The organism is Paracoccus denitrificans (genome assembly GCF_900100045.1).
In the GTDB taxonomy this organism is placed as follows: domain Bacteria; phylum Pseudomonadota; class Alphaproteobacteria; order Rhodobacterales; family Rhodobacteraceae; genus Paracoccus; species Paracoccus denitrificans.
In genome coordinates, this window is record NZ_FNEA01000041.1 from 1 (window position 1) to 17,903 (window position 17,903).

Below are 17,903 nucleotides of genomic sequence, written 5' to 3' on the forward strand. Positions count from 1 at the left end.
CAACTCCTGAGTAGGATGGAGCATCATGAGCAAGACGACGAACAAGTTTTCCCCCGAAGTGCGTGAACGCGCGGTGCGGCTGGTCTTCGATAACGAGGGGCAGCATGGGTCGCGATGGCAGGCGATCGTGTTGATTGCCGCGAAGATCGGCTGTTCTGCCCATACCCTGAACGAGTGGGTGAAGAAGGCCGAGGTCGACAGCGGCCAGCGGGCGGGGATCCCGACCGAGATGGCCGAGAAGATGAAGGCGCTGGAACGCGAGAACCGCGAGTTGCGCCAGGCCAACGAGGTTCTCCGCAAGGCGTCAGCATATTTTGCGATGGCGGAGCGCGACCGCCGGTCGAAGTGATGGTGGGCTTCATCGACGCGCATCGGAATGCGCACGGGGTCGAGGCGATCTGCGCGGTTCTGCCGATCGCCCCGTCCACCTACTATGAACGTCTGGCCAAGCGGGCCGATCCGGCCCTGCTGTCTGATCGGGCTCGCCGGGACGAGGCTCTCCACCCTGAGATCCTTCGGGTTTTCGAAGAGAACTGGCGGTTCTACGGCATGAGGAAGATCTGGCGGCAGCTTGGCCGCGAGGGTTTCGATGTCGCCCGCTGCACGGTAGCGCGGCTGATGAAGAGCATGGGCATTCAAGGCATTGTCCGGGGCAAGCCGCACCGGACCACGATCCCGGACAAGAAGGCGCCATGCCCGCTGGACAAGGTCAACCGCCAGTTTCGCGTGCCTGCGCCGAACATGCTCTGGGGTCGTCCATTGTGGCGCCATTGGTCCGAGCCCAATGGACGACGACTTCACCTATGTCGCCACCTGGAAAGGCTTCGCTTACGTCGCGTTCGTGATCGATGCCTATGCCCGGCGGATCGTCGGCTGGCGGGTCAGCACCTCGGCCCATGCGGGGTTCGTTCTCGATGCCTTGGAGCAGGCGGTTCACGAACGCCGCCCAACCAAGGGCATGGGGCTGGTCCACCATGGCGACCGCGGTTCGCAGTATCTGAGCATTCGCTACAGTGAGCGGCTGGCGGAAGCTGGCATCGAACCCTCGGTGGGCAGCGTCGGCGACAGCTATGACAACGCCTTGGCCAAGACGATCAATGGCCTCTTCAAGGCTGAGGTTATCCACCGGCGCGGCCCGTGGCGCAGCTTCGAGGCTGTCGAACATGCCACGCTGGAATGGGTCGACTGGTTCAACAATCGCCGCCTGCTCGAACCGATCAGGAACATCCCGCCAGCCGAAGCAGAGGCCAACTTCTCCGCCGCTCTGGAAACTGAAGACATGGCCGCGTAACTAATCGAAATCAGCCTCCGGAAAACCCGGCGCGGTTCAGGGATCGGCCCAGGCTATGGCACCGCCGCGTCGAACAAGGGCACATATTACGGCTTTCTGATCGACAAGAACCTGATGTTCTTTCCGCAAACCACCGATCAGATCGCGCCGTCCCCCACTCCTGCGGTGCTGGAGGTTTATGCCAGCCTGAAGGATTTGCAGGATGATGCAAGCGGCAAGCCCGTCGCCCGCCGCGTCTGCGACCCGAGCACCATCGAGGTCGACAATGACAATTTCGGCCCGGGCTGAGGAGGTGAATCGGATGCTGAAGCGCCTTGCCTTCGCGGCCCTTGCCGGCGCCCTCTGGGCTGGGATGGGGCTGGCCAATTGCGTGCCGCCTGCCTCGACCTATTTCGCCTGCACCCTGCGCGACGGGCAAAAGCGGGTGGAGTTCTGCCAGGGGCCGGTCACCGAGGGCAGCTCGCCAGACTATTACACCTACAACCTTGCCGATGGGGCGGCGGTATCCGAGCTGTATTTCACCGCGGACGCCCCCTGGATCTCGACGAAATACTTCCGGGGTCGCAACGGCAATGTGTCGGAGACCCTCGGCATGGCCCTGGAGAACAAGGGGTATTTCTATGCCTTCTATATCACGGGCATCTTCGGCAGTCCGATCCGCGCCGCGCAGCTGCATGTCTTCGACAGCCAGGAAGCGTTCCAGAGCGACGCGGGCGAAACCGAGATCCAGCGGCATTACTGCCGTCCGGAGACCGTGCTGGTCGACTGGACCTTCGTCGGGCCTTGAGCGTCTTGCCGGGTACGCCCAGGGTTTCCGGAAATCTTTGCACCCGGCGAATATTGGCTCTGTCCCTGCCCATGAAGCAGTATACTCTGGATGTCCCAGGGGAATGTGCGATGCGACTGATGTTTCTTGTCCCGCTGTTGCTGCCGATGCCGGCGGCGGCCTTTACGGCCCAGAACGGCATGACGGTAACGCAGATCGGCCCGACCGAGATCGCGGTCGCCCATGAGGCAAGACGAGACGACACCGATTATTGGTGCGCTGCGGGCGACTTTGCGCGGCGGGTCCTGGGGCAGCCCAGCCAGACGCGGATCTGGCGCGCCACGCCCAAGCCGCGCAAGGCGGGGCAAGGCATCGTCTTCACTCTCGATCCCGCGCAAAAGGCCGAAGGGGCCGGGTTGTCCGAGTTCGGTTCGGGACCGCAGGACGGCTCCCTGTCGGCCGGGATGGCCGTGGGAAGCTTTTGCCGCGTGCGCATGCCGTTCTGGCGGGATTGAGCGCCGGGGCCTTGGCCGCGCCCTCTCTGCCGATCGTCCTGCGCTTTCTCCAAGGCGTCGCGGTCGGAGGCGCCCCGGAGCTTGCGAGGGGGCTATGAAGGCCGATTTCGCTCGGCTATGTTGAGAAAGCTCCAGGTTTCCCGACGCCTGAACCGGCCGCATCCAAGCCTGATGGAACGCCCCGCCATGATTTCCCAGCCGGCCGGCACTCCGGCCCTGACGCATGAGACGGAACCCCCTCAGCGCATCCTTTTCGTCGAGGATGACCGCAAGCTCAGCGCTTTTCTCTGCCGCTACTTCACCGAACAGGGCTATCTGGTCGAGGCCGCGCATGACGGCGCCGCGATGCGCCGGGCGCTGGCCGCCAAGGGGTTCGACCTCGTGGTGCTGGACGTGGGCCTGCCGGGCCGAGAGGACGGCTATGTGCTGGCGCGCGAACTGAAGAAAGAGCGCGACATCGGCATCCTGTTCCTCTCGGCCCGGCAAGATGCGCTGGACCGCATCGTCGGGCTCGAGATCGGCGCCGACGATTTCCTGGTCAAGCCCTTCGAGCCGCGCGAGCTTCTGGCCCGTATCCGCGCCATCCTGCGCCGCCTGCCCGCCGGCACGGCCCGGCCGCGGGGCGAAGGGCGCCGGATCGGCTTCGACGGCTGGTTGCTGGATCTCGATGCCCGCGTGTTGCGGGATGCGCAGGGCGGGGTGCAGAACCTGACCACGCAGGAGTTCAACCTGCTCAGCGTGCTGGCGCAGCGGCCCGGACGGGTGCTGAGCCGGGACCAACTTCTGGACCTTACCGTCAGCCGCCACTGGTCGCCCTACGACCGCTCGGTCGATGTGATGATCGGCAAGATCCGCCGCAAGATCGGCGACAACGGGCCGGAGCCGCGCCGCATCCGCACCATCCGCGGCACCGGCTACATGTTCTCGCCCGAGCCCTGATCCGGCCCGGTGCACGGCTTCAGGCAGGGCAGGTCCAGCACCGCGCGCGCGCCGCCGCCCTCGGCATTGCCGATGCGAAAGTCGCCGCCGCTGACCAGCGCCAGTTGCTGGATCATCGACAGCCCCAGCCCGGTCCCCTCGGGCTTGGTGGTGAACAGCGGCTCCAGCGCATGGTCCAGCCCGCCGGCGTCGAAGCCCGGGCCGTCATCCTCGACGGTGAGCCGTGCATAATCGCCGCCGCGCCAGACATGCCGCAGCGCGATCTGCGCCCGGCCCCGGCCATCGGTGGCATCGCGCGCGTTGATGAGCAGGTTGACCAGGGCGGTCCCGATCTGCCCCGGATCGACGGGCGCCAGCAGCGGATGGCCGGGCAGGTCGCATTCGACCCTCATCCCGGCGCAAAGCGTGCGCGCCAGCATGGAGGCGGTGGTCCTGACCGGCAGGCGCAGGTCCCGGGGTTCGGGGGACAGGACGGGCTGGCGGGCGAACCCCATCAGCCGGGTGACGAGTTCGCCCGCCGTCAGGGCGGCGTCCAGCGCGTCGCCGGCATAGGGTTTCAGCCCGTCCTGCGCGGGAAGCCGTTCCTCGATCACCGCCAGATTGGCGCGGATGACGGCCAGCATGTTCTTGAAGTCATGCGACAGGCCGGCGGCCAGTTGCGAGGTCGCCTCGATCTGGCGCATCAGGGCCAGCTCGCGTTCCGCCCGCGCCTTGGCCGCCCGCAGCTCGACCAGTTGGAAGCAGCGCTCCAGCGCGCGCATCAGCTCGTCCAGGAAGAAGGGCTTGCGCAGATAGTCGTAGGCGCCCGCCTTCAGCGCTGCGACGGCGCTGTCCACCGAGGCATAGGCGGTCATGATCACCATGACCAGGCCGGGATGGCGCGCGTGCAGGCGCGCGGCAAGCTCGGTCCCGTCCTCGTGCCGCAGCCTGATGTCGATCAGCACCACCTCGACCGGCTCGACCTCCAGCAGGGCAAGGGCCGAGGCCCCGTCCGGCGCGATGCGGCATTCCACGCCCTCGAGCGCCAGCGCGCGCGAGGTCGAGATGGCGAAATCGGCATCGTCGTCGAGGATGAGCAGCCGCCGGGTCATGGCTGCGCGGCGACGCTCAGGCGCATGACCGTGCCTTCGGGGCCGGTGCGCTCGATCCAGGCGTCGCCGCCATGCAACTCGGCGACGCGGCGCACCAGCGACAGGCCCAGCCCCACGCCCGATGCCTTGGTCGTCACCAGCGGGTCGAAGGCGCGGGCGCGGATTTCGGGCGGCAGGCCGGGGCCGTTGTCCTCGATCTCGATGATGCTGCGGTGCCCGTCGCGAAAGGCGCGCAGGATCACCCGCGGCTCTCGGCCGGGCACGGATTCGGCGGCCTGCCAGCCGTTCTCGATCAGGTTGCGGATGGCGAATTGCAGCCGTGCCGGATCGCAGCGCAACCGCATTCCGGCCGGCACCTCCAGCACGACATGGGCGCCGGCCGGGTGTTCGGCCACAAGGCCCGAAAGCCAGTCGCGCAGATCGACCGGCACGGTCTCATGCGCGCCCTGCCGGGCGAAATCCAGCAGGATGTCGATGATGCGGCTGCAGCGGGCGATGTTGCGGCGGATGCGCTGGACGTCCTCTTCCGCGTCGGGGCCAAGGCCGGGGCTGCGCGACAGCACCTCGACCGAGCTGGTGATGGTGCCCAAGGGGTTGCGCAGCTCGTGGCTGATCGTGGCCGCGACCTCGCCCACGGCGGCAAGGCGCTGGCGGATGGCAAGCTCGCGCTGGGTCGAGCCCAGCCGGCGCAGGGCGTCGATCAGGTCCTCTTCGGTCAGGCGGCGGCGCTCGTTCGCCATCACCGCCCAGAAGGCCAGCAGGGCCAGGGGCGGCGCCGAGCCCAGGAAGACATGCGCGACGACCTGCATGGCGCGCAGGCTGGCCGACAGGTGCCGCGCGATCAGGTAGAGCATGCCGAGCCCCGCCATCAGCACCGCGAACATGGCCGCGACCTGCCATGCCCGCCGCCCCAGCCGCGGCGGCATGCGATGCAGCCGAAGGGCAGGGGCGCCCGCGGGATCGACCGCGCCGGGCGTGCGGCTGCGCTTGCAGAAATCGCGGCAATGCGGCTCCAGGCTGCAACAAAGCGAGCAGATCGGCCGCTCGTAGAAGGTGCAATAGGCCATGTCGCGCGTCTCGTAGCCATGGCTGCAGATGGCGCAGTCGCAGCGGCTGCGGCGCCGGAAGACATGCGGTTCGCGGGCAATGAACCCGCGCCCGTGCCGCATGAGGCCAAGGCCGGTCGCGGCGATCAGCGACAGGGCAAAGGCGATGGGCGCCGACCACGCCTGCGCGATCGGACCGCCCAGCCCGGCGTAAAGCGCCAGCCCCGCCAGCGCCCCCAGCGCCATGCCGCCGCAGCCGACCAGGTTGAAGTCAGGCAGGTAGGCCCGCCTGAACTCGATCCGTGCCGGGCTGAGCCGCAGCGGCTTCAGCACCGCCAGATCGGCAAAGATCGCCCCCAGCCAGGCCAGCGCCAGGTTGGCATAGATCGCCAGCACTGCCTCAAGCGTCGCAAAGACCCCCATCAGCATCAGCGCGCAGCTGATCGCGACATGGATCAGCAGCCAGATCAGCCGCCCCGGATGATAGCGCGCCACGCGCAGGAAGAAGTTCGACTGCGCCAGCGAGCCGGCATAGGCGTTGGTCACGTTGATCTTGACCTGCGCGACCAGGATATAGACCGTCGCGACCAGCAGCGCCGTGCGCGGGCCGAACAGGTATTCGTAGGCGTGCCAGAACATGCCGATCGGCTCGACCGCGAATTCCGGCGCCATGCCGTCGCCGATGGCGAGCCAGACCAGGAAACTGCCCATCAGGATCTTGGTGCCGCCGATCAGGATCCAGCCCGGCCCGGCCAGGATCAGCGCGCCCCACCAGCGCAGCCGCGTCACGGCCTCGCGCGGCGGCAGGAAGCGCAGGTAGTCCACCTGTTCGCCGATCTGCAGCGTCAATGCGCAAAGCACGCCGATGGCGCCGCCCAGCGACAGCAGGCCGAAGGCGGGACCGGGCGCGGCCAGCCAGCGCGCGGCCGCATCCGGCTCGGCCCAGGCGATGGCGGCAAAGGGCAGCAGGGCCAGCACGATCCAGGGCAGCTGCGTCGCCACCTGGAAGCGCGAGATCGCGGTCATGCCGCGCGAGGCGACCGGCAGGATCGCCAGGGCCGACAGCAGATAGCCCAGCGGCAGCGGCAGGCCGAAACAGACCAGCAGTGCCTGGCCGATGATCACCCCCTCTAGCGCGAAGAAGATGATGGTATAGGTGGCATAGATCAGCGAGGTGATGGCCGAGCCGATATAGCCGAAGCCCGCGCCCCGCGTCAGTAGGTCCATGTCCACATTGGCGCGCGCCACATGATAGGCGATCGGCAGGCTGGTGACGAAGATGAAGACCGAGGCGATCAGCACCGCCACCACCGTCACATGCACCCCCCAGGAGATGGTCAGCGCCGCCCCGATCGCCTCGAGCGCCAGGAACGAGATGCCCCCCAGCGCGGTATGGGTGATCGTGGTGGGGCTCCATCGCCGATGGCTGGCGGGGGCGTAGCGCAGTGCGTAATCCTCGATGGTCTCGTCCGCGACCCAGGACTGATAGCTGCGCGGCGTGGGTTCGAGACCGGGAAAGCCGGTTTCGTCCCGCGGCGGCAGGTCGGCCCCCTCGATGGCGCTATGCCTGTTCATCGCTCCCCCCGGCTGCCCCCCTGCGGCCGCCGCAGCCAGCCTAGCGGGCTTTGCCCGGGCTGGGAATTCCCCTTGCATTTCATGGCGCCGCGAAACCGCGAGCCGCGCAAGCGGCGGTTACAAAGAATTACATTTCCGCGGCTTTCGGCATGCATTGCGATTACATGCCCGGCCCAGGCTGGTCGGGGAACCGGCCTGCCCGCCGGTCCGCAAGGAGGGAGGAGAACATGTCGAAAACCGTATTCAAGGTCGATCTCAACACGGCCCCCGAGGACGCCGCGCAAAAGCCGCACAACCGCTGGCATCCCGACATCCCGATGGTCGAGACCTTCAAGCCCGGCGAGGTGCTGCGCATCGAATGCTACGACTGGACCGGCGGCCAGATCGGCAACAACGACAGTGCCAACGATATCCGCGACGTCGACCTGACGCGGGTGCATTACCTGTCCGGTCCCTTCGGCTTCGAGGGGGCCGAGCCGGGCGACCTGCTGGTGGTGGACATCCTCGATATCGGTGCGCTCGAGGATTCGCGCTGGGGCTTCAACGGGCTTTTCGCCAAGGAGAACGGCGGCGGCTTCCTGACCGAGCATTACCCGCAGGCCACCAAGTCGATCTGGGATTTCGAGGGCATCTACACCACCTCGCGCCATATCCCCGGCGTGCGCTATCCCGGCCTGATCCATCCCGGCCTGATCGGCTGCCTGCCCGACCACAAGCTGCTGGCCGAGGCGAACCGGCGCGAGGCGGCGCTGATCGCCACCGACCCGAACCGCGTCCCGCCGCTGGCGGCGCCGCCCCATGCCGCGACCGCGCTGATGGGGCAGATGAAGGGCGCCGCCGCGCAAAGCGCCGCCGATGAGGCCTGGCGCACGGTGCCGCCGCGCGAGCATGGCGGCAACTGCGACATCAAGAACCTGTCGCGCGGCTCCAAGGTCTATTTCCCGGTCTATGTGAAGGGCGGCGGCCTTTCGATGGGCGACATTCATTTCAGCCAGGGCGACGGCGAGATCACCTTTTGCGGCGCCATCGAGATGGCCGGCTGGATCGAGATCAAGGTCGAGATCATCAAGGGCGGCATGGCGAAATACGGCGTCATCAACCCGATCTTCCGGCCTTCGCCCATCGACCCGCATTTCGACGACTACCTGATCTTCGAGGGCATCTCGGTCGACGAGCACACGGGCGAGCAATATTACCTGGACGCCCATGTCGCCTATCGCCGGGCCTGCCTCAACGCCATCGAATACCTGAAGAAGTTCGGCTATTCGGGCGAGCAGGCCTATATGATCCTCGGCACCGCCCCGGTCGAGGGCCGCATCGCCGGCATCGTGGACATCCCCAATGTCTGCGCGACGCTGGCGATCCCGACCGGCATCTTCGACTTCGACATCCGGCCCAACGGCGACGGGCCGAAACGCTCGGTCCCCGAGGTTTCGGTCGCCAGAACCAGCTGACGGTTCCACGCGCCCGCGTCCCGGCCTTCGGGGCGCGCGGCTCCACAGGAGGAGAGGTCCATGCTGCTTGGTTTTCTATTGTTCTATGTGGGCGCGGTGCTGTTTCTCAACGGGCTGTGGCTGATGGGCAAGATCGAGGATCGCGAGATCGTGGTGATCAACGTGGTCTCGGGATTGGTCGCCGCGGGCGTGGTGGTGCAGGGCGCCTTCGGTTCGGGGGCGGATATGCAGACGGTCCGGGCGGCGGCGCTGACGCTGATGTTCAGCACCACCTATTTCTGGGTGGCCTATAACCGCGTCGCTGCGGTCGATGGCCGGGGCCTGGGCTGGTTCAGCCTGTTCGTGGCGATCAGCACCGTTCCGGTCTTTCTGCGCGCGATCAGCGCCGCCGGCTCGCCGGCCGAGATCTGGCTGGCAGGAAACTGGCTGATCTGGGGCGTGCTGTGGTTCATGTATTTCCTGCTGCTGGCGCTGGGACGGCCTATCCTGCGCCCGACCGCCTGGGTGACGTTGCTGGCCGGAATCGTGACCGGCTGGCTGCCCGGTTTCCTGCTGCTCGACGGCCTGATGTGAGGTTTTGCCATGCCGATCTATGATTTCGCCTGTGCCGAACATGGCATCTTCACCGAGCGGATGAGCTATGAGGCCAGCCTTGCCGGCGCCCCCTGTCCGCATTGCGGCGCGCCCGGCGCCGTGCTGCCGGCCCTGCCGCTGGTCAGCACGCTTTCAAGCGCGCTGCGCCGGGCCGAGCGTCGCGCCGAGGCGACTTCGGCCGAGCCTCGCGTGGTCAAGCGCGGCCACCTGCCCAGTTGCGGCTGCAACCTGTGCAAGAAGAAGGCGCCGCCCACCTCGCGGCGCTGGATGCTCGGCCAGTGCTAGGGGCCAGGACCCGGTATGTCGCGGATCGGGTTCGCGGTTGATCCGCCTGCTCCCAGGTCCGGGCGCTGCGGATACATTCGTGGGGCGCCCTGCCAGCACGTTCTTCCGCGACGATGTGCGAAGGCGCTCGCGAGGAAAATCGCCGATTGGCGGTTTCAGGCCAGCATCTGCGTGTCGCCGCAAATCGAGATCGCCTGGCCCGAGACGTAACGCCCCAGCGGCGAGGCGAGGTAAAGCACCTGCGAGGCGATGGCTTGCGGCGGCACGTATTCCTTGATGGAGGTATAGCGGAATGCCTCGGCCTCGACTTCCGAGAAGCTGATATTGCGTTGCTGCGCCTTGGATTCCAGCACCCGGCGCTGACGGTCGCCTGCCACCAGGCCGGGCAGGATGGCATTGACGCGGATCCCGTCCCCGCCAAGCTCGATCGCCAGCGATTTCGTCAGCCCGATCACGCCCCATTTCGCAGCGGCATAGGGCGTTCGCAGCGCGAAGCCGACCCGGCCCGCGACTGAGGATATGTTGATGATCGAGGGATTCTCGCTTTTCCGCAGTGCCGCGACGGCGGTGGAAACGGTCAGGAACTGGCTGGTCAGCACGATGTCCAGCGTCCGCCGCCAATCGGCGGAATCGATGTTCTCGATCCGCGCTGTCGGCCCGGCGATGCCGGCGTTGTTGACCAGGCAGTCCAGCCCGCCAAGGTGATCCATCGCCTCACCGACAAAGCCGGTCAGGGCGGCCTCGTCTGATACGTCGATCTTGCGGGCGAACACCGCGGACGGCAGGCTGTCCAGCGCTGTCGCATCGATGTCGCAGACCGCGACGCGCATCCCGCAATCCAGCATCGCATCGACGATGGCGCGGCCGATGCCCGAGGCGCCGGCAGTGACGATGGCGCGCTGGCCCTCGAGTTGGTAGGTCATGTTCGGCTTTCTCTTGCATGTGCCAGGTGTTCCAGGATGATGCCGGCCGCCGTGGTGATATCCAGTTCGATCGCCTTGGCGGCGGCCTCGCGGTCGCGCGATTGCAGCGCTGCGACCAGATGGGCGTGGGCATCGACCGAATGGCTGGCACGCTCGATGGCGTTGTGCGGCCCAAGATCCAGCGAGATCATCGGGCCCGCGCGCAGCCACGACATGGCGATCAGGTTGCGCAGGCTGGGCGATTCGGCGGCATCGTAAAGGGTGAAATGCAGCCGGCGGTTCAGCGTCAGGGCTGCGGCCCGGTTGTTGGCGCTGAGTTCGCGGCTGAACTGTTCGTGCAATTCGCGGATGCGGAGGATGGCCGAATCCGGGATGCGGTCGACCGCCAGCCGCGCCGCCTCGCATTCCAGCAGCACGCGCGTGCGGACCAGATCGCGCAGATCCTCGGGCGTCATCGGGGGCACGACCACCGCCTTGTTGCGCTGGATCGCCAGCGCGCCCTGGGCGACCAGCCGGCCGATGGCTTCGCGCACCGGCATGGCCGAGACGCCCAGATATTCGCTCAGTTCGCGGATCGAGGTGCGGCTGTCGGGCTTGAGGGTCCCATCCAGCAGCATCTCCGCAATCGCGTCATAGACCTGTCCGGTCAGGGACGCCGTTTTCATGGGTGGGCGCGGGTTGCTCAGCTCGGTCATTGACAAAGGGCCCATTTCGATTCCAGTATGATCTATGATCACACTGATGGAGCCGGAAGTCAAGCCGGAGGAGGCGACGGCTCCGCAGGTCTCAGGGAGGAAAAGAGTGTCATGATCAAGACGATGGGGCGCCGACAACTGCTGAAAACCGGAACGGCGGCGGGGCTGATGACGCTGGCCGCGCCAAGCCTTTTGCGCGCGCAGGGCGATGCGGTGGTGCTGGGCCACCTGACGCCGCGCACGGGCTTTCTGGGTCCGATGGGCGAATATGCGGTGATGGCCGTCGATCTCGCCGTCGAGGAAATCAACGCCAACGGCGGCATCAACGGCCGCATGCTGACCGTGGTGAAGGAGGATTCCGTCAACCCGCAGACCGCCACCACCAAGGCGGAGCGGCTGGTCGAGCGCCGCGACCTGGCGATGATCATCGGCGAGATTTCCTCGGCTTCGGCCTTGTCCATCGCGCAGGTCACCGCGCGGGCGAACAAGCTGTTCATCAACACCGGCGCGAACTCGGACACGTTGCGCGGCAGCGACTGCAAGCGCACCATGTTCCACACCGAGGCGCAGAACGTCATGTATGTGAACGCCGAGGGCCAGTATTTCCTTCAGAACGACATGGTGAAGGACAAGAAGTGGTTCATTCTCAGCTCGGATTACGCCTTCGGGCACGATCTGCGCCACGGTGCGCTTGGCTTCCTTGAACGGCATGGCGGGCAGGCGGTCGGCGATGAGCTGATCCCGACCGACGCGACGGATTTCTCGTCGCATCTGCTGAACATCCGCAACCTTCAGCCCGACCTGATCGTGGTAAACCTCGCGGGCACCTCGGGCGCCAGCTTCATGAAGCAATATGGCGAGTTCGGCCTGGATATCCCGCTGGGCGGCTTCGACTACAACAGCTCCATCGCATGGGCGACGGGTCCGCAGGACTTCAAGGGCACATGGCCCTGCATCTGGACCCATCAGGTGCAGACCGACGCCTCGCAGGCTTTCGCGCAGGCGTTCCAGGCGAAATACGGCAAGCCCGCAGAAAACCAGGCTTACTCCGACTATATCGCCGTGCGCATTGCGGCCGAGGCCATCGCGAAGACCGGCGGCACCGATACGGCCGCGCTGATCGAGTTCCTCGAAGACCCCGCGACCGAGTTCGACATCCTCAAGGACCGCAAGGGCCGGTTCGACGCCGCCACGCACCAGCTTTTGCAAGAGGTCTATGCCGTCACCGCCCTCGATCCGTCCGAGGTGCAGAACGAATGGGACATTTTCACCACCTCGGGGCCGCTGCCCGGAGCGGAGGTGCCGCTGGACGAGTTGATCAAGGGCGCGGTCGGCGGCGACTGCACGTTCTGATCCCGAAGAACCCGCAAGGGCAGGGCGCGTCCCGGCGACGCGCCCGATCATCTCTCATGCCATTGGGGATGCCTCATGACATTGGTCTTTCTTTCGCAGCTTCTGAACGGGTTGCTCGACGGCTTCTATTACATGCTGATCGCGCTGGGGCTGTCGCTGATCTTCTCGCTCGGGGGGATCGTCAACCTTGCGCATGGGGCGTTCTTCACGCTTGGCGCCTATCTGGCGCTGGTGCTGACGCCGCATATCGGCTTTTTCGGGGCGCTGATCGTCGGCCCGCTGATCGCGGCGGGCGTCGCGATGGTGGTCGAGCGCACGCTGTTCACGCGCTTCTATCGCGAGGATCCGCTTTATTCGCTGCTGCTGACCTTTGGCCTTGCCATGATCATCGAGCAGAGCCTGCGCTGGTATTTCGGCGCCTCTCCCCGCGCCTATTCCATGCCGAACGAGCTGCGCGGGCAGGTCTTCATGGGCGATTTCGTCTATTCGCGCTATCGCTTCTTCCTGATCGGCATCGCCGTCGCGACGGTGGCGGCGGTCTGGGTGCTGCTGAACAGGACCGCCTTCGGGCGGATCGTGCGGGCGGGCATCCAGAATCCCGACATCCTCGGCACGCTGGGGATTTCCCTGCGGCCCTACCTGTCGGCGGTCGTCGCCATCGCCATCGCCATCGCGGCCCTTGCGGGCGTGCTGATGGCCCCCTTGCAGCCCGTCCACCCGATGATGGGGGTCGAGGTCGGGACGGCGGCCTTCGTCGTTGTGGTGATCGGAGGGCTGGGCTCGTTCTGGGGCGTGGTCGTCGCCGCGCTGCTGGTCGGGCTGGTCAAGGGGCTGATGATCGGCATCGGCTATACGCAATATTCGATGCTGGCCATCTATCTGCTGATGTTCGTGGTGTTGTTCCTGCGGCCGCGCGGGCTGTTCGGCGAACGCATCACCCGCTTTGAATAGGTTTCAGATGAATACCCAAAAACGTGCGGCGATGAGGAATCTGCTGATCGTGGCGGCAGGGCTGGTGCTGCTGCCGGTCTTGCTGGGCCGGATCGGGCTGGGCGCGAATTCCGCCGTCGAGGTGGTGATCTATGCCCTGGCCGCGATGGGGCTGAACGTGCTGGTGGGTTATACCGGCCTCGTCTCGTTCGGGCATGGCGTCTGGTTCGGGACGGCGGCCTATATTGTTGGGCTGACCGCGCGGTCGATGGGCAATGCCAGCATGGCCGTGTCGCTGACCGTCGGAGTGGTCGCCACCGCGCTGATCGCGGCGCTTGTCGGCTTTCTGGTGCTGCGGCGGCGCGGGGTCTATTTCTCGCTGATGACGCTGGCGCTGTCGGCGATGGGCTTCCAGCTTGCCTTCCGCTGGACCGACGTGACCGGCGGCGAGAACGGCCTTGGCGGGATCGAGCGTCCCGCGATGCTGGACGCCAATCTCAGCTTCTACATCTTCGTGGCGCTGCTGGGCTTTGCCGTGATCGCGCTGCTTCAGCGGGTGCTGCAATCGCCCTTCGGCTCGGTCCTCGAAGCCATCCGCGAGAACGACGGCCGCGCGCAGGCGCTTGGCTATGACGTGCGCCGCTACAAGCTGAAAGCCTTTGTCCTATCGGCCGCGATCACCGGGCTTGCGGGGGGACTGCTGCTTTACAAGAACCGCATGACCTCGGCCGAGCCGATGTCGATCATCTTCTCGGGCGAGTTGCTGGCGATGGTCGTCATCGGCGGGATGCGCGGCTATCTGGGACCGGCGCTGGGGGCGCTGTTCTACATCCTCTTCCGCGAATACCTGTCGATGTATAGCGAGAACTGGCTGCTCTGGTTCGGGCTGATCTTCGTCGGCTTCGTGATCTTTGCGCGCCAAGGCATGATCGGCATCGGGACGCAGCTTCGCCGCCGCTTCTTTCCCGAGCCCGAGACCGGCGCCGCCATGGCGGAACGCAGGACCGGCGACTATCCCTTGCCCCGCGCGATCGCGGAACGCGACGGCGGTGGCGGCGACGTGCTGGTGGCGGAAGGGATCTCGAAGCATTTCAATGCGATCAAGGCGGTGGACGATGTCTCGCTGCGGGTCAGGGATCGCACGCTTCACGCGCTTCTGGGGCCCAACGGGGCGGGCAAGACCACGGCCTTCAACCTGATGTCGGGGATCATCCCGACCAGCGCGGGCGGCGTCTCGTTCATGGGGCAGGATATTTCCGGCAAGTCGGCCGACCATATCTCGAATCTGGGGCTGGGGCGGTCGTTCCAGATCACCAATCTTTTCCCCGAGCTGACCGTGCGCGAGAATATCCGCCTTGCCGTCCAGGCCCGCGATCCCAGCCGCAGTGACATGTTGTGTTCGACCGCCAGCATCGCCCAGGTCCATGAAAAGGTCGAGGAGATGATCAACTGGGTCGGCCTTGCCGGGATGGAGAACGCCCGCGCGGGCTCGCTGTCCTATGGCGGGCAGCGGCTTCTGGACCTCGGCCTGGCGCTGGCGACCGAGCCGCGCATCCTGCTGGCGGACGAACCCCTTGCCGGCCTGTCGGTCGCGGAACGCGAGCGGGTCGGGTTGCTGATCAAGGACGTCTCGAAAAGCCTGCCGGTGTTGCTGGTCGAGCATGACATCGACCGCGTGTTCGAGCTTGCCGACCATGTCACCGTCATGGCGGACGGCAAGGTGCTGGTCGACGGCACGGTGGACGACGCCCGCAACTCGCGCGAGGTGTGCGACATCTATATCGGTTCGGGCACCAGCGAGGTCGCGGCCTCGGCGCGGCAGGGGCAGTTCTCGGCGGAAAAGATCCTGCAACTGGACAAGGTGAACCTGCATTACGGCAAGAGCCACATCCTGCAGGACGTCAGCTTCGACCTGCACAAGGGCGAGATCCTGGCGCTGCTGGGTCGCAACGGCGCGGGCAAATCCTCGGTGCTGAAGGCGGTGACGGGGATCGTGCCGCCGTCCTCGGGTTCGGTCCGGCTGATGGAGCATGAGCTTGCCGGCCTGTCCAGCGCCCGGATCGCGCGGTTGGGCATCGGCTATGTGCCGCAAGGCCGGGGGCTTTTCGCCGGAATGACCGTGCGCGAGAACCTGGAGCTGGGCCGCATCCGCCGCCAGACGGGCGAGGGCACGCATTGGTCGCTGGAAGAGATCCTCGAATACTTCCCCCGGCTGCGCGAGCGACTGGATACGCCTGCCGACAGCATGTCGGGGGGTGAGCAGCAGATGGCCGCGGTCGCCCGCGCGCTGTCGGGCGATATCCGTGTCCTGCTGCTGGACGAGCCCTTCGAGGGGCTGGCCCCGGCGGTGGTCGAGCAGCTGTTCCGCACCTTCGACAAGCTGCGCGACCGGCTGTCGATCGTGATCGTGGACCACAACCTCGACCTGGCGCTGGCGCTTTCGGACCGCACCATCGTGCTGGAGCGCGGTCGCGTGCTGCATGAAATCGAATCCCGCCGCATCGCCGAAGATATCGAGCTGCGGCGCGAAATGCTGTGGATGTAGGGGGGCGCATGTCTCATATCGCCATTGTCGGAGCGGGGCTGATCGGCCGCGCATGGGCCTTTGTCTTTGCGCGCGCCGGGTTCGACGTGCGGGTCTGGGACCTCGACCCGCAGGTGCTGGAACGGCTGGACGGCGACATCGCCGCGATGGTCGCGCAGACCGCGCCCTTCGGGCAGGCGGGCGCGGATCCCGACGCCACCGCCGCGCGCATCCGCGCCGTGCCGGACCTGGCCGGGGCGCTGGACGGCGCCGAGCTGGTGCAGGAAAGCGGCCCCGAGGTGCTGGCGATCAAGCGCGAGCTTTTCGCCCGGTTGGACGGGCTGGCGGCGGCGGGGGTGATCCTTGCCTCCAGCTCATCGGCGCTGATGGCCTCGGCCTTCGCCGAGGGCCTGCCGGGGGCGTCGCGCTGCCTTGTCGGCCATCCGGTCAACCCCCCGCATCTGGTGCCGGTGGTCGAGATCGCCCCCGCGCCCTTTACCGATCCGGTGATCACCGCCCGCGCCCGCGACATCTATGCCCGCGCCGGTCAGGTGCCGGTCATGCTGAAGCGCGAGATCGACGGCTTTATCCTCAACCGCCTGCAAGCGGTGGTCCTGGCCGAAAGCCTGCGCCTGATCGAGCAGGGCTATGTCGATCCGCAGGGGCTTGACGACACCATCCGGCATGGGCTTGGCCGCCGCTGGGCCTTCATGGGCCCGATGGAGACGATCAACCTCAACGCGCCCGGCGGTGCGGGGGATTACCTCGCCCGCTATGGCCGGATGATGGCCGGTCTGGCGAAGACCTCGGCGCGCGACGAGGCCTTTACGGCGCAGGCCGCCGCCATCGTCGGCTCGGCCTTTCCCGATACCGCGACCCCGCAGGCCATCCGCGCCCGGCAGGACTGGCGCGACGGGCGCCTTGCCGCGCTGGCCCGCCATCTGGCCGACCAGCCGCAACATTAGATTTTCAGGAGCAAACCCATGAGCCTCAACGGAAAAGTCATCATCACCTGCGCCGTGACAGGTGCGATCCACACGCCGTCCATGTCGCCCTATCTGCCGGTCTCGGCCTCGGAAATCACGGATGCGGCCATCGGTGCGGCAGAGGCGGGGGCGGCCGTCATCCACCTGCACGCCCGCCATGAAGGCGATGGCAGCCCCGACCAGAGCGTCGAGGCGTTCAACCCCATCCTCGGCGTGATCAAGCAGGCGAGCGACGCCGTGCTGAACATCACCACCGGCGGCGCGCCGACCATGAGCATCGCCGAACGCATCCAGCCCGCGCAGCATTACCGACCCGAGCTTGCCTCGCTGAACATGGGGACGATGAATTTCGGCCTGTTCCCCATGCTCAACCGCTACGAATCCCAGCTCAAGCACCAGTGGGAGCGGAATTATCTGGGCAACAAGGACATCATCTTCCGCAATACCTTCGGCGACGTGGAACATGTCATGACCACGCTTGGCGCGGGGGGCACGCGGTTCGAGTTCGAATGCTACGACACCTCGCATCTTTATAACCTCAAGCATTTCTACGACCGCGGGCTGGTCAAGGGGCCGCTGTTCATTCAGACGGTCTTTGGCCTGATGGGCGGGATCGGCGCGCATCCCGACGACGTGCTGCACATGAAGCGCACCGCCGACCGGCTGTTCGGCCAGGATTACCGCTGGTCGGTGCTGGGCGCCGGGCGCAACCAGCTCAATATCGCGGCCATGTCGGCGGCGATGGGCGGGCATGTCCGCGTCGGGCTGGAGGACAACCTCTGGGCGGGCAAGGGCCGTCTGGCGGAAACCAACGCCCAGCAGGTCCGCGCCGCGCGCCAGATCGTCGAGGGGCTGGGCCTTGAGGTCGCGACCCCAGCCGAGGCGCGCGAGCTGCTGGCGCTAAAGGGTGGCGATCAGGTCAATTTCTAAGGGAAA

At 66.5% G+C, this 17,903-nt stretch carries 16 protein-coding genes, 1 pseudogene and 1 other annotated feature; of the genes and pseudogenes, 13 read left to right on the forward strand and 4 right to left on the reverse strand.

Annotated elements, in window-relative coordinates; all coding sequences use genetic code 11:
• Nucleotides 1-25 precede the first annotated feature (25 nt).
• The 5 genes and pseudogenes from BLT64_RS23045 to BLT64_RS23060 all read left to right on the forward strand — a co-directional run bounded on the left by BLT64_RS23045 (nt 26) and on the right by BLT64_RS23060 (nt 3,511).
• Nucleotides 26-1,291: pseudogene (locus BLT64_RS23045) on the forward strand (IS3 family transposase).
• Nucleotides 307-423 (forward strand) — a sequence feature (AL1L pseudoknot). Its footprint overlaps the pseudogene before it by 117 nt.
• A 114-nt stretch (nt 1,292-1,405) precedes the next feature.
• A complete protein-coding gene (locus tag BLT64_RS27025; protein ID WP_157137452.1) occupies nt 1,406-1,579 on the forward strand; it encodes a hypothetical protein in 174 nt (57 codons plus the stop codon).
• 13 nt (nt 1,580-1,592) lie between these two features.
• The gene (locus BLT64_RS23050) at nt 1,593-2,078 is read left to right on the forward strand and encodes a hypothetical protein (protein ID WP_041530364.1); all 486 of its coding nucleotides are present in this window, start codon (nt 1,593-1,595) and stop codon (nt 2,076-2,078) included.
• Between the two features lie 110 nt (nt 2,079-2,188).
• The gene (locus tag BLT64_RS23055; protein ID WP_011749802.1) at nt 2,189-2,572 is read left to right on the forward strand and encodes a hypothetical protein; all 384 of its coding nucleotides are present in this window, start codon (nt 2,189-2,191) and stop codon (nt 2,570-2,572) included.
• Between the two features lie 186 nt (nt 2,573-2,758).
• A complete protein-coding gene (locus BLT64_RS23060; RefSeq protein WP_049792423.1) occupies nt 2,759-3,511 on the forward strand; it encodes a winged helix-turn-helix domain-containing protein in 753 nt (250 codons plus the stop codon).
• Here the strand turns inward: BLT64_RS23060 and BLT64_RS23065 are convergent.
• Nucleotides 3,487-4,602 (reverse strand): sensor histidine kinase, encoded by a 1,116-nt coding sequence (locus BLT64_RS23065; protein ID WP_011749804.1) that lies wholly within the window; start codon nt 4,600-4,602, stop codon nt 3,487-3,489. The two genes, BLT64_RS23060 and BLT64_RS23065, sit on opposite strands and share 25 nt — an antisense overlap.
• Nucleotides 4,599-7,223, reverse strand: coding sequence for an ATP-binding protein (locus BLT64_RS23070; RefSeq protein WP_011749805.1), 2,625 nt, complete (start codon nt 7,221-7,223; stop codon nt 4,599-4,601). The genes BLT64_RS23065 and BLT64_RS23070 overlap by 4 nt, the downstream gene beginning before the upstream one ends.
• A gap of 227 nt (nt 7,224-7,450) precedes the next feature.
• Here BLT64_RS23070 and fmdA point away from each other — a divergent pair, with 227 nt between their 5' ends.
• From fmdA to BLT64_RS23085, 3 genes are read left to right on the forward strand one after another with little or no spacing between them, the layout of a single operon-like run.
• On the forward strand, nt 7,451-8,677 hold the full coding sequence (gene fmdA / locus BLT64_RS23075) for a formamidase (protein WP_011749806.1): 1,227 nt from the start codon (nt 7,451-7,453) through the stop codon (nt 8,675-8,677).
• Nucleotides 8,678-8,737: 60 nt separating this feature from the next.
• Nucleotides 8,738-9,250 carry an AmiS/UreI family transporter gene (locus tag BLT64_RS23080; protein ID WP_011749807.1) on the forward strand — a complete coding sequence of 171 codons (513 nt, stop codon included), beginning with the start codon at nt 8,738-8,740 and terminating at the stop codon, nt 9,248-9,250.
• A 9-nt stretch (nt 9,251-9,259) separates the two neighbouring features.
• On the forward strand, nt 9,260-9,556 hold the full coding sequence (locus BLT64_RS23085) for a zinc ribbon domain-containing protein (protein ID WP_011749808.1): 297 nt from the start codon (nt 9,260-9,262) through the stop codon (nt 9,554-9,556).
• A 155-nt stretch (nt 9,557-9,711) separates the two neighbouring features.
• On the opposite strand, the gene BLT64_RS23090 is transcribed toward BLT64_RS23085, so the two are convergent.
• Both BLT64_RS23090 and BLT64_RS23095 read right to left on the reverse strand, forming a co-directional pair.
• A complete protein-coding gene (locus BLT64_RS23090) occupies nt 9,712-10,479 on the reverse strand; it encodes an SDR family oxidoreductase (protein WP_011749809.1) in 768 nt (255 codons plus the stop codon).
• On the reverse strand, nt 10,476-11,144 hold the full coding sequence (locus BLT64_RS23095; RefSeq protein ID WP_231000475.1) for a GntR family transcriptional regulator: 669 nt from the start codon (nt 11,142-11,144) through the stop codon (nt 10,476-10,478). The genes BLT64_RS23090 and BLT64_RS23095 overlap by 4 nt, the downstream gene beginning before the upstream one ends.
• Nucleotides 11,145-11,285: 141 nt before the next feature.
• On the opposite strand from BLT64_RS23095, the gene BLT64_RS23100 reads away from it, so the two are divergent.
• The 5 genes from BLT64_RS23100 to kce all read left to right on the forward strand — a co-directional run bounded on the left by BLT64_RS23100 (nt 11,286) and on the right by kce (nt 17,897).
• Complete coding sequence (locus BLT64_RS23100) at nt 11,286-12,527, forward strand: ABC transporter substrate-binding protein (protein ID WP_011749811.1); 1,242 nt, start codon at nt 11,286-11,288, stop codon at nt 12,525-12,527.
• A gap of 75 nt (nt 12,528-12,602) precedes the next feature.
• On the forward strand, nt 12,603-13,478 hold the full coding sequence (locus BLT64_RS23105) for a branched-chain amino acid ABC transporter permease (RefSeq protein WP_011749812.1): 876 nt from the start codon (nt 12,603-12,605) through the stop codon (nt 13,476-13,478).
• A 31-nt stretch (nt 13,479-13,509) separates the two neighbouring features.
• On the forward strand, nt 13,510-16,002 hold the full coding sequence (locus tag BLT64_RS23110) for a branched-chain amino acid ABC transporter ATP-binding protein/permease (protein WP_198140545.1): 2,493 nt from the start codon (nt 13,510-13,512) through the stop codon (nt 16,000-16,002).
• An 8-nt stretch (nt 16,003-16,010) separates the two neighbouring features.
• Nucleotides 16,011-16,946: a 3-hydroxyacyl-CoA dehydrogenase gene (locus tag BLT64_RS23115; protein WP_011749814.1), complete on the forward strand. Its 936-nt coding sequence runs from the start codon at nt 16,011-16,013 to the stop codon at nt 16,944-16,946.
• A gap of 18 nt (nt 16,947-16,964) precedes the next feature.
• A complete protein-coding gene (kce, locus tag BLT64_RS23120; RefSeq protein ID WP_011749815.1) occupies nt 16,965-17,897 on the forward strand; it encodes a 3,5-dioxohexanoate:acetyl-CoA acetone transferase in 933 nt (310 codons plus the stop codon).
• Nucleotides 17,898-17,903 lie beyond the last annotated feature (6 nt).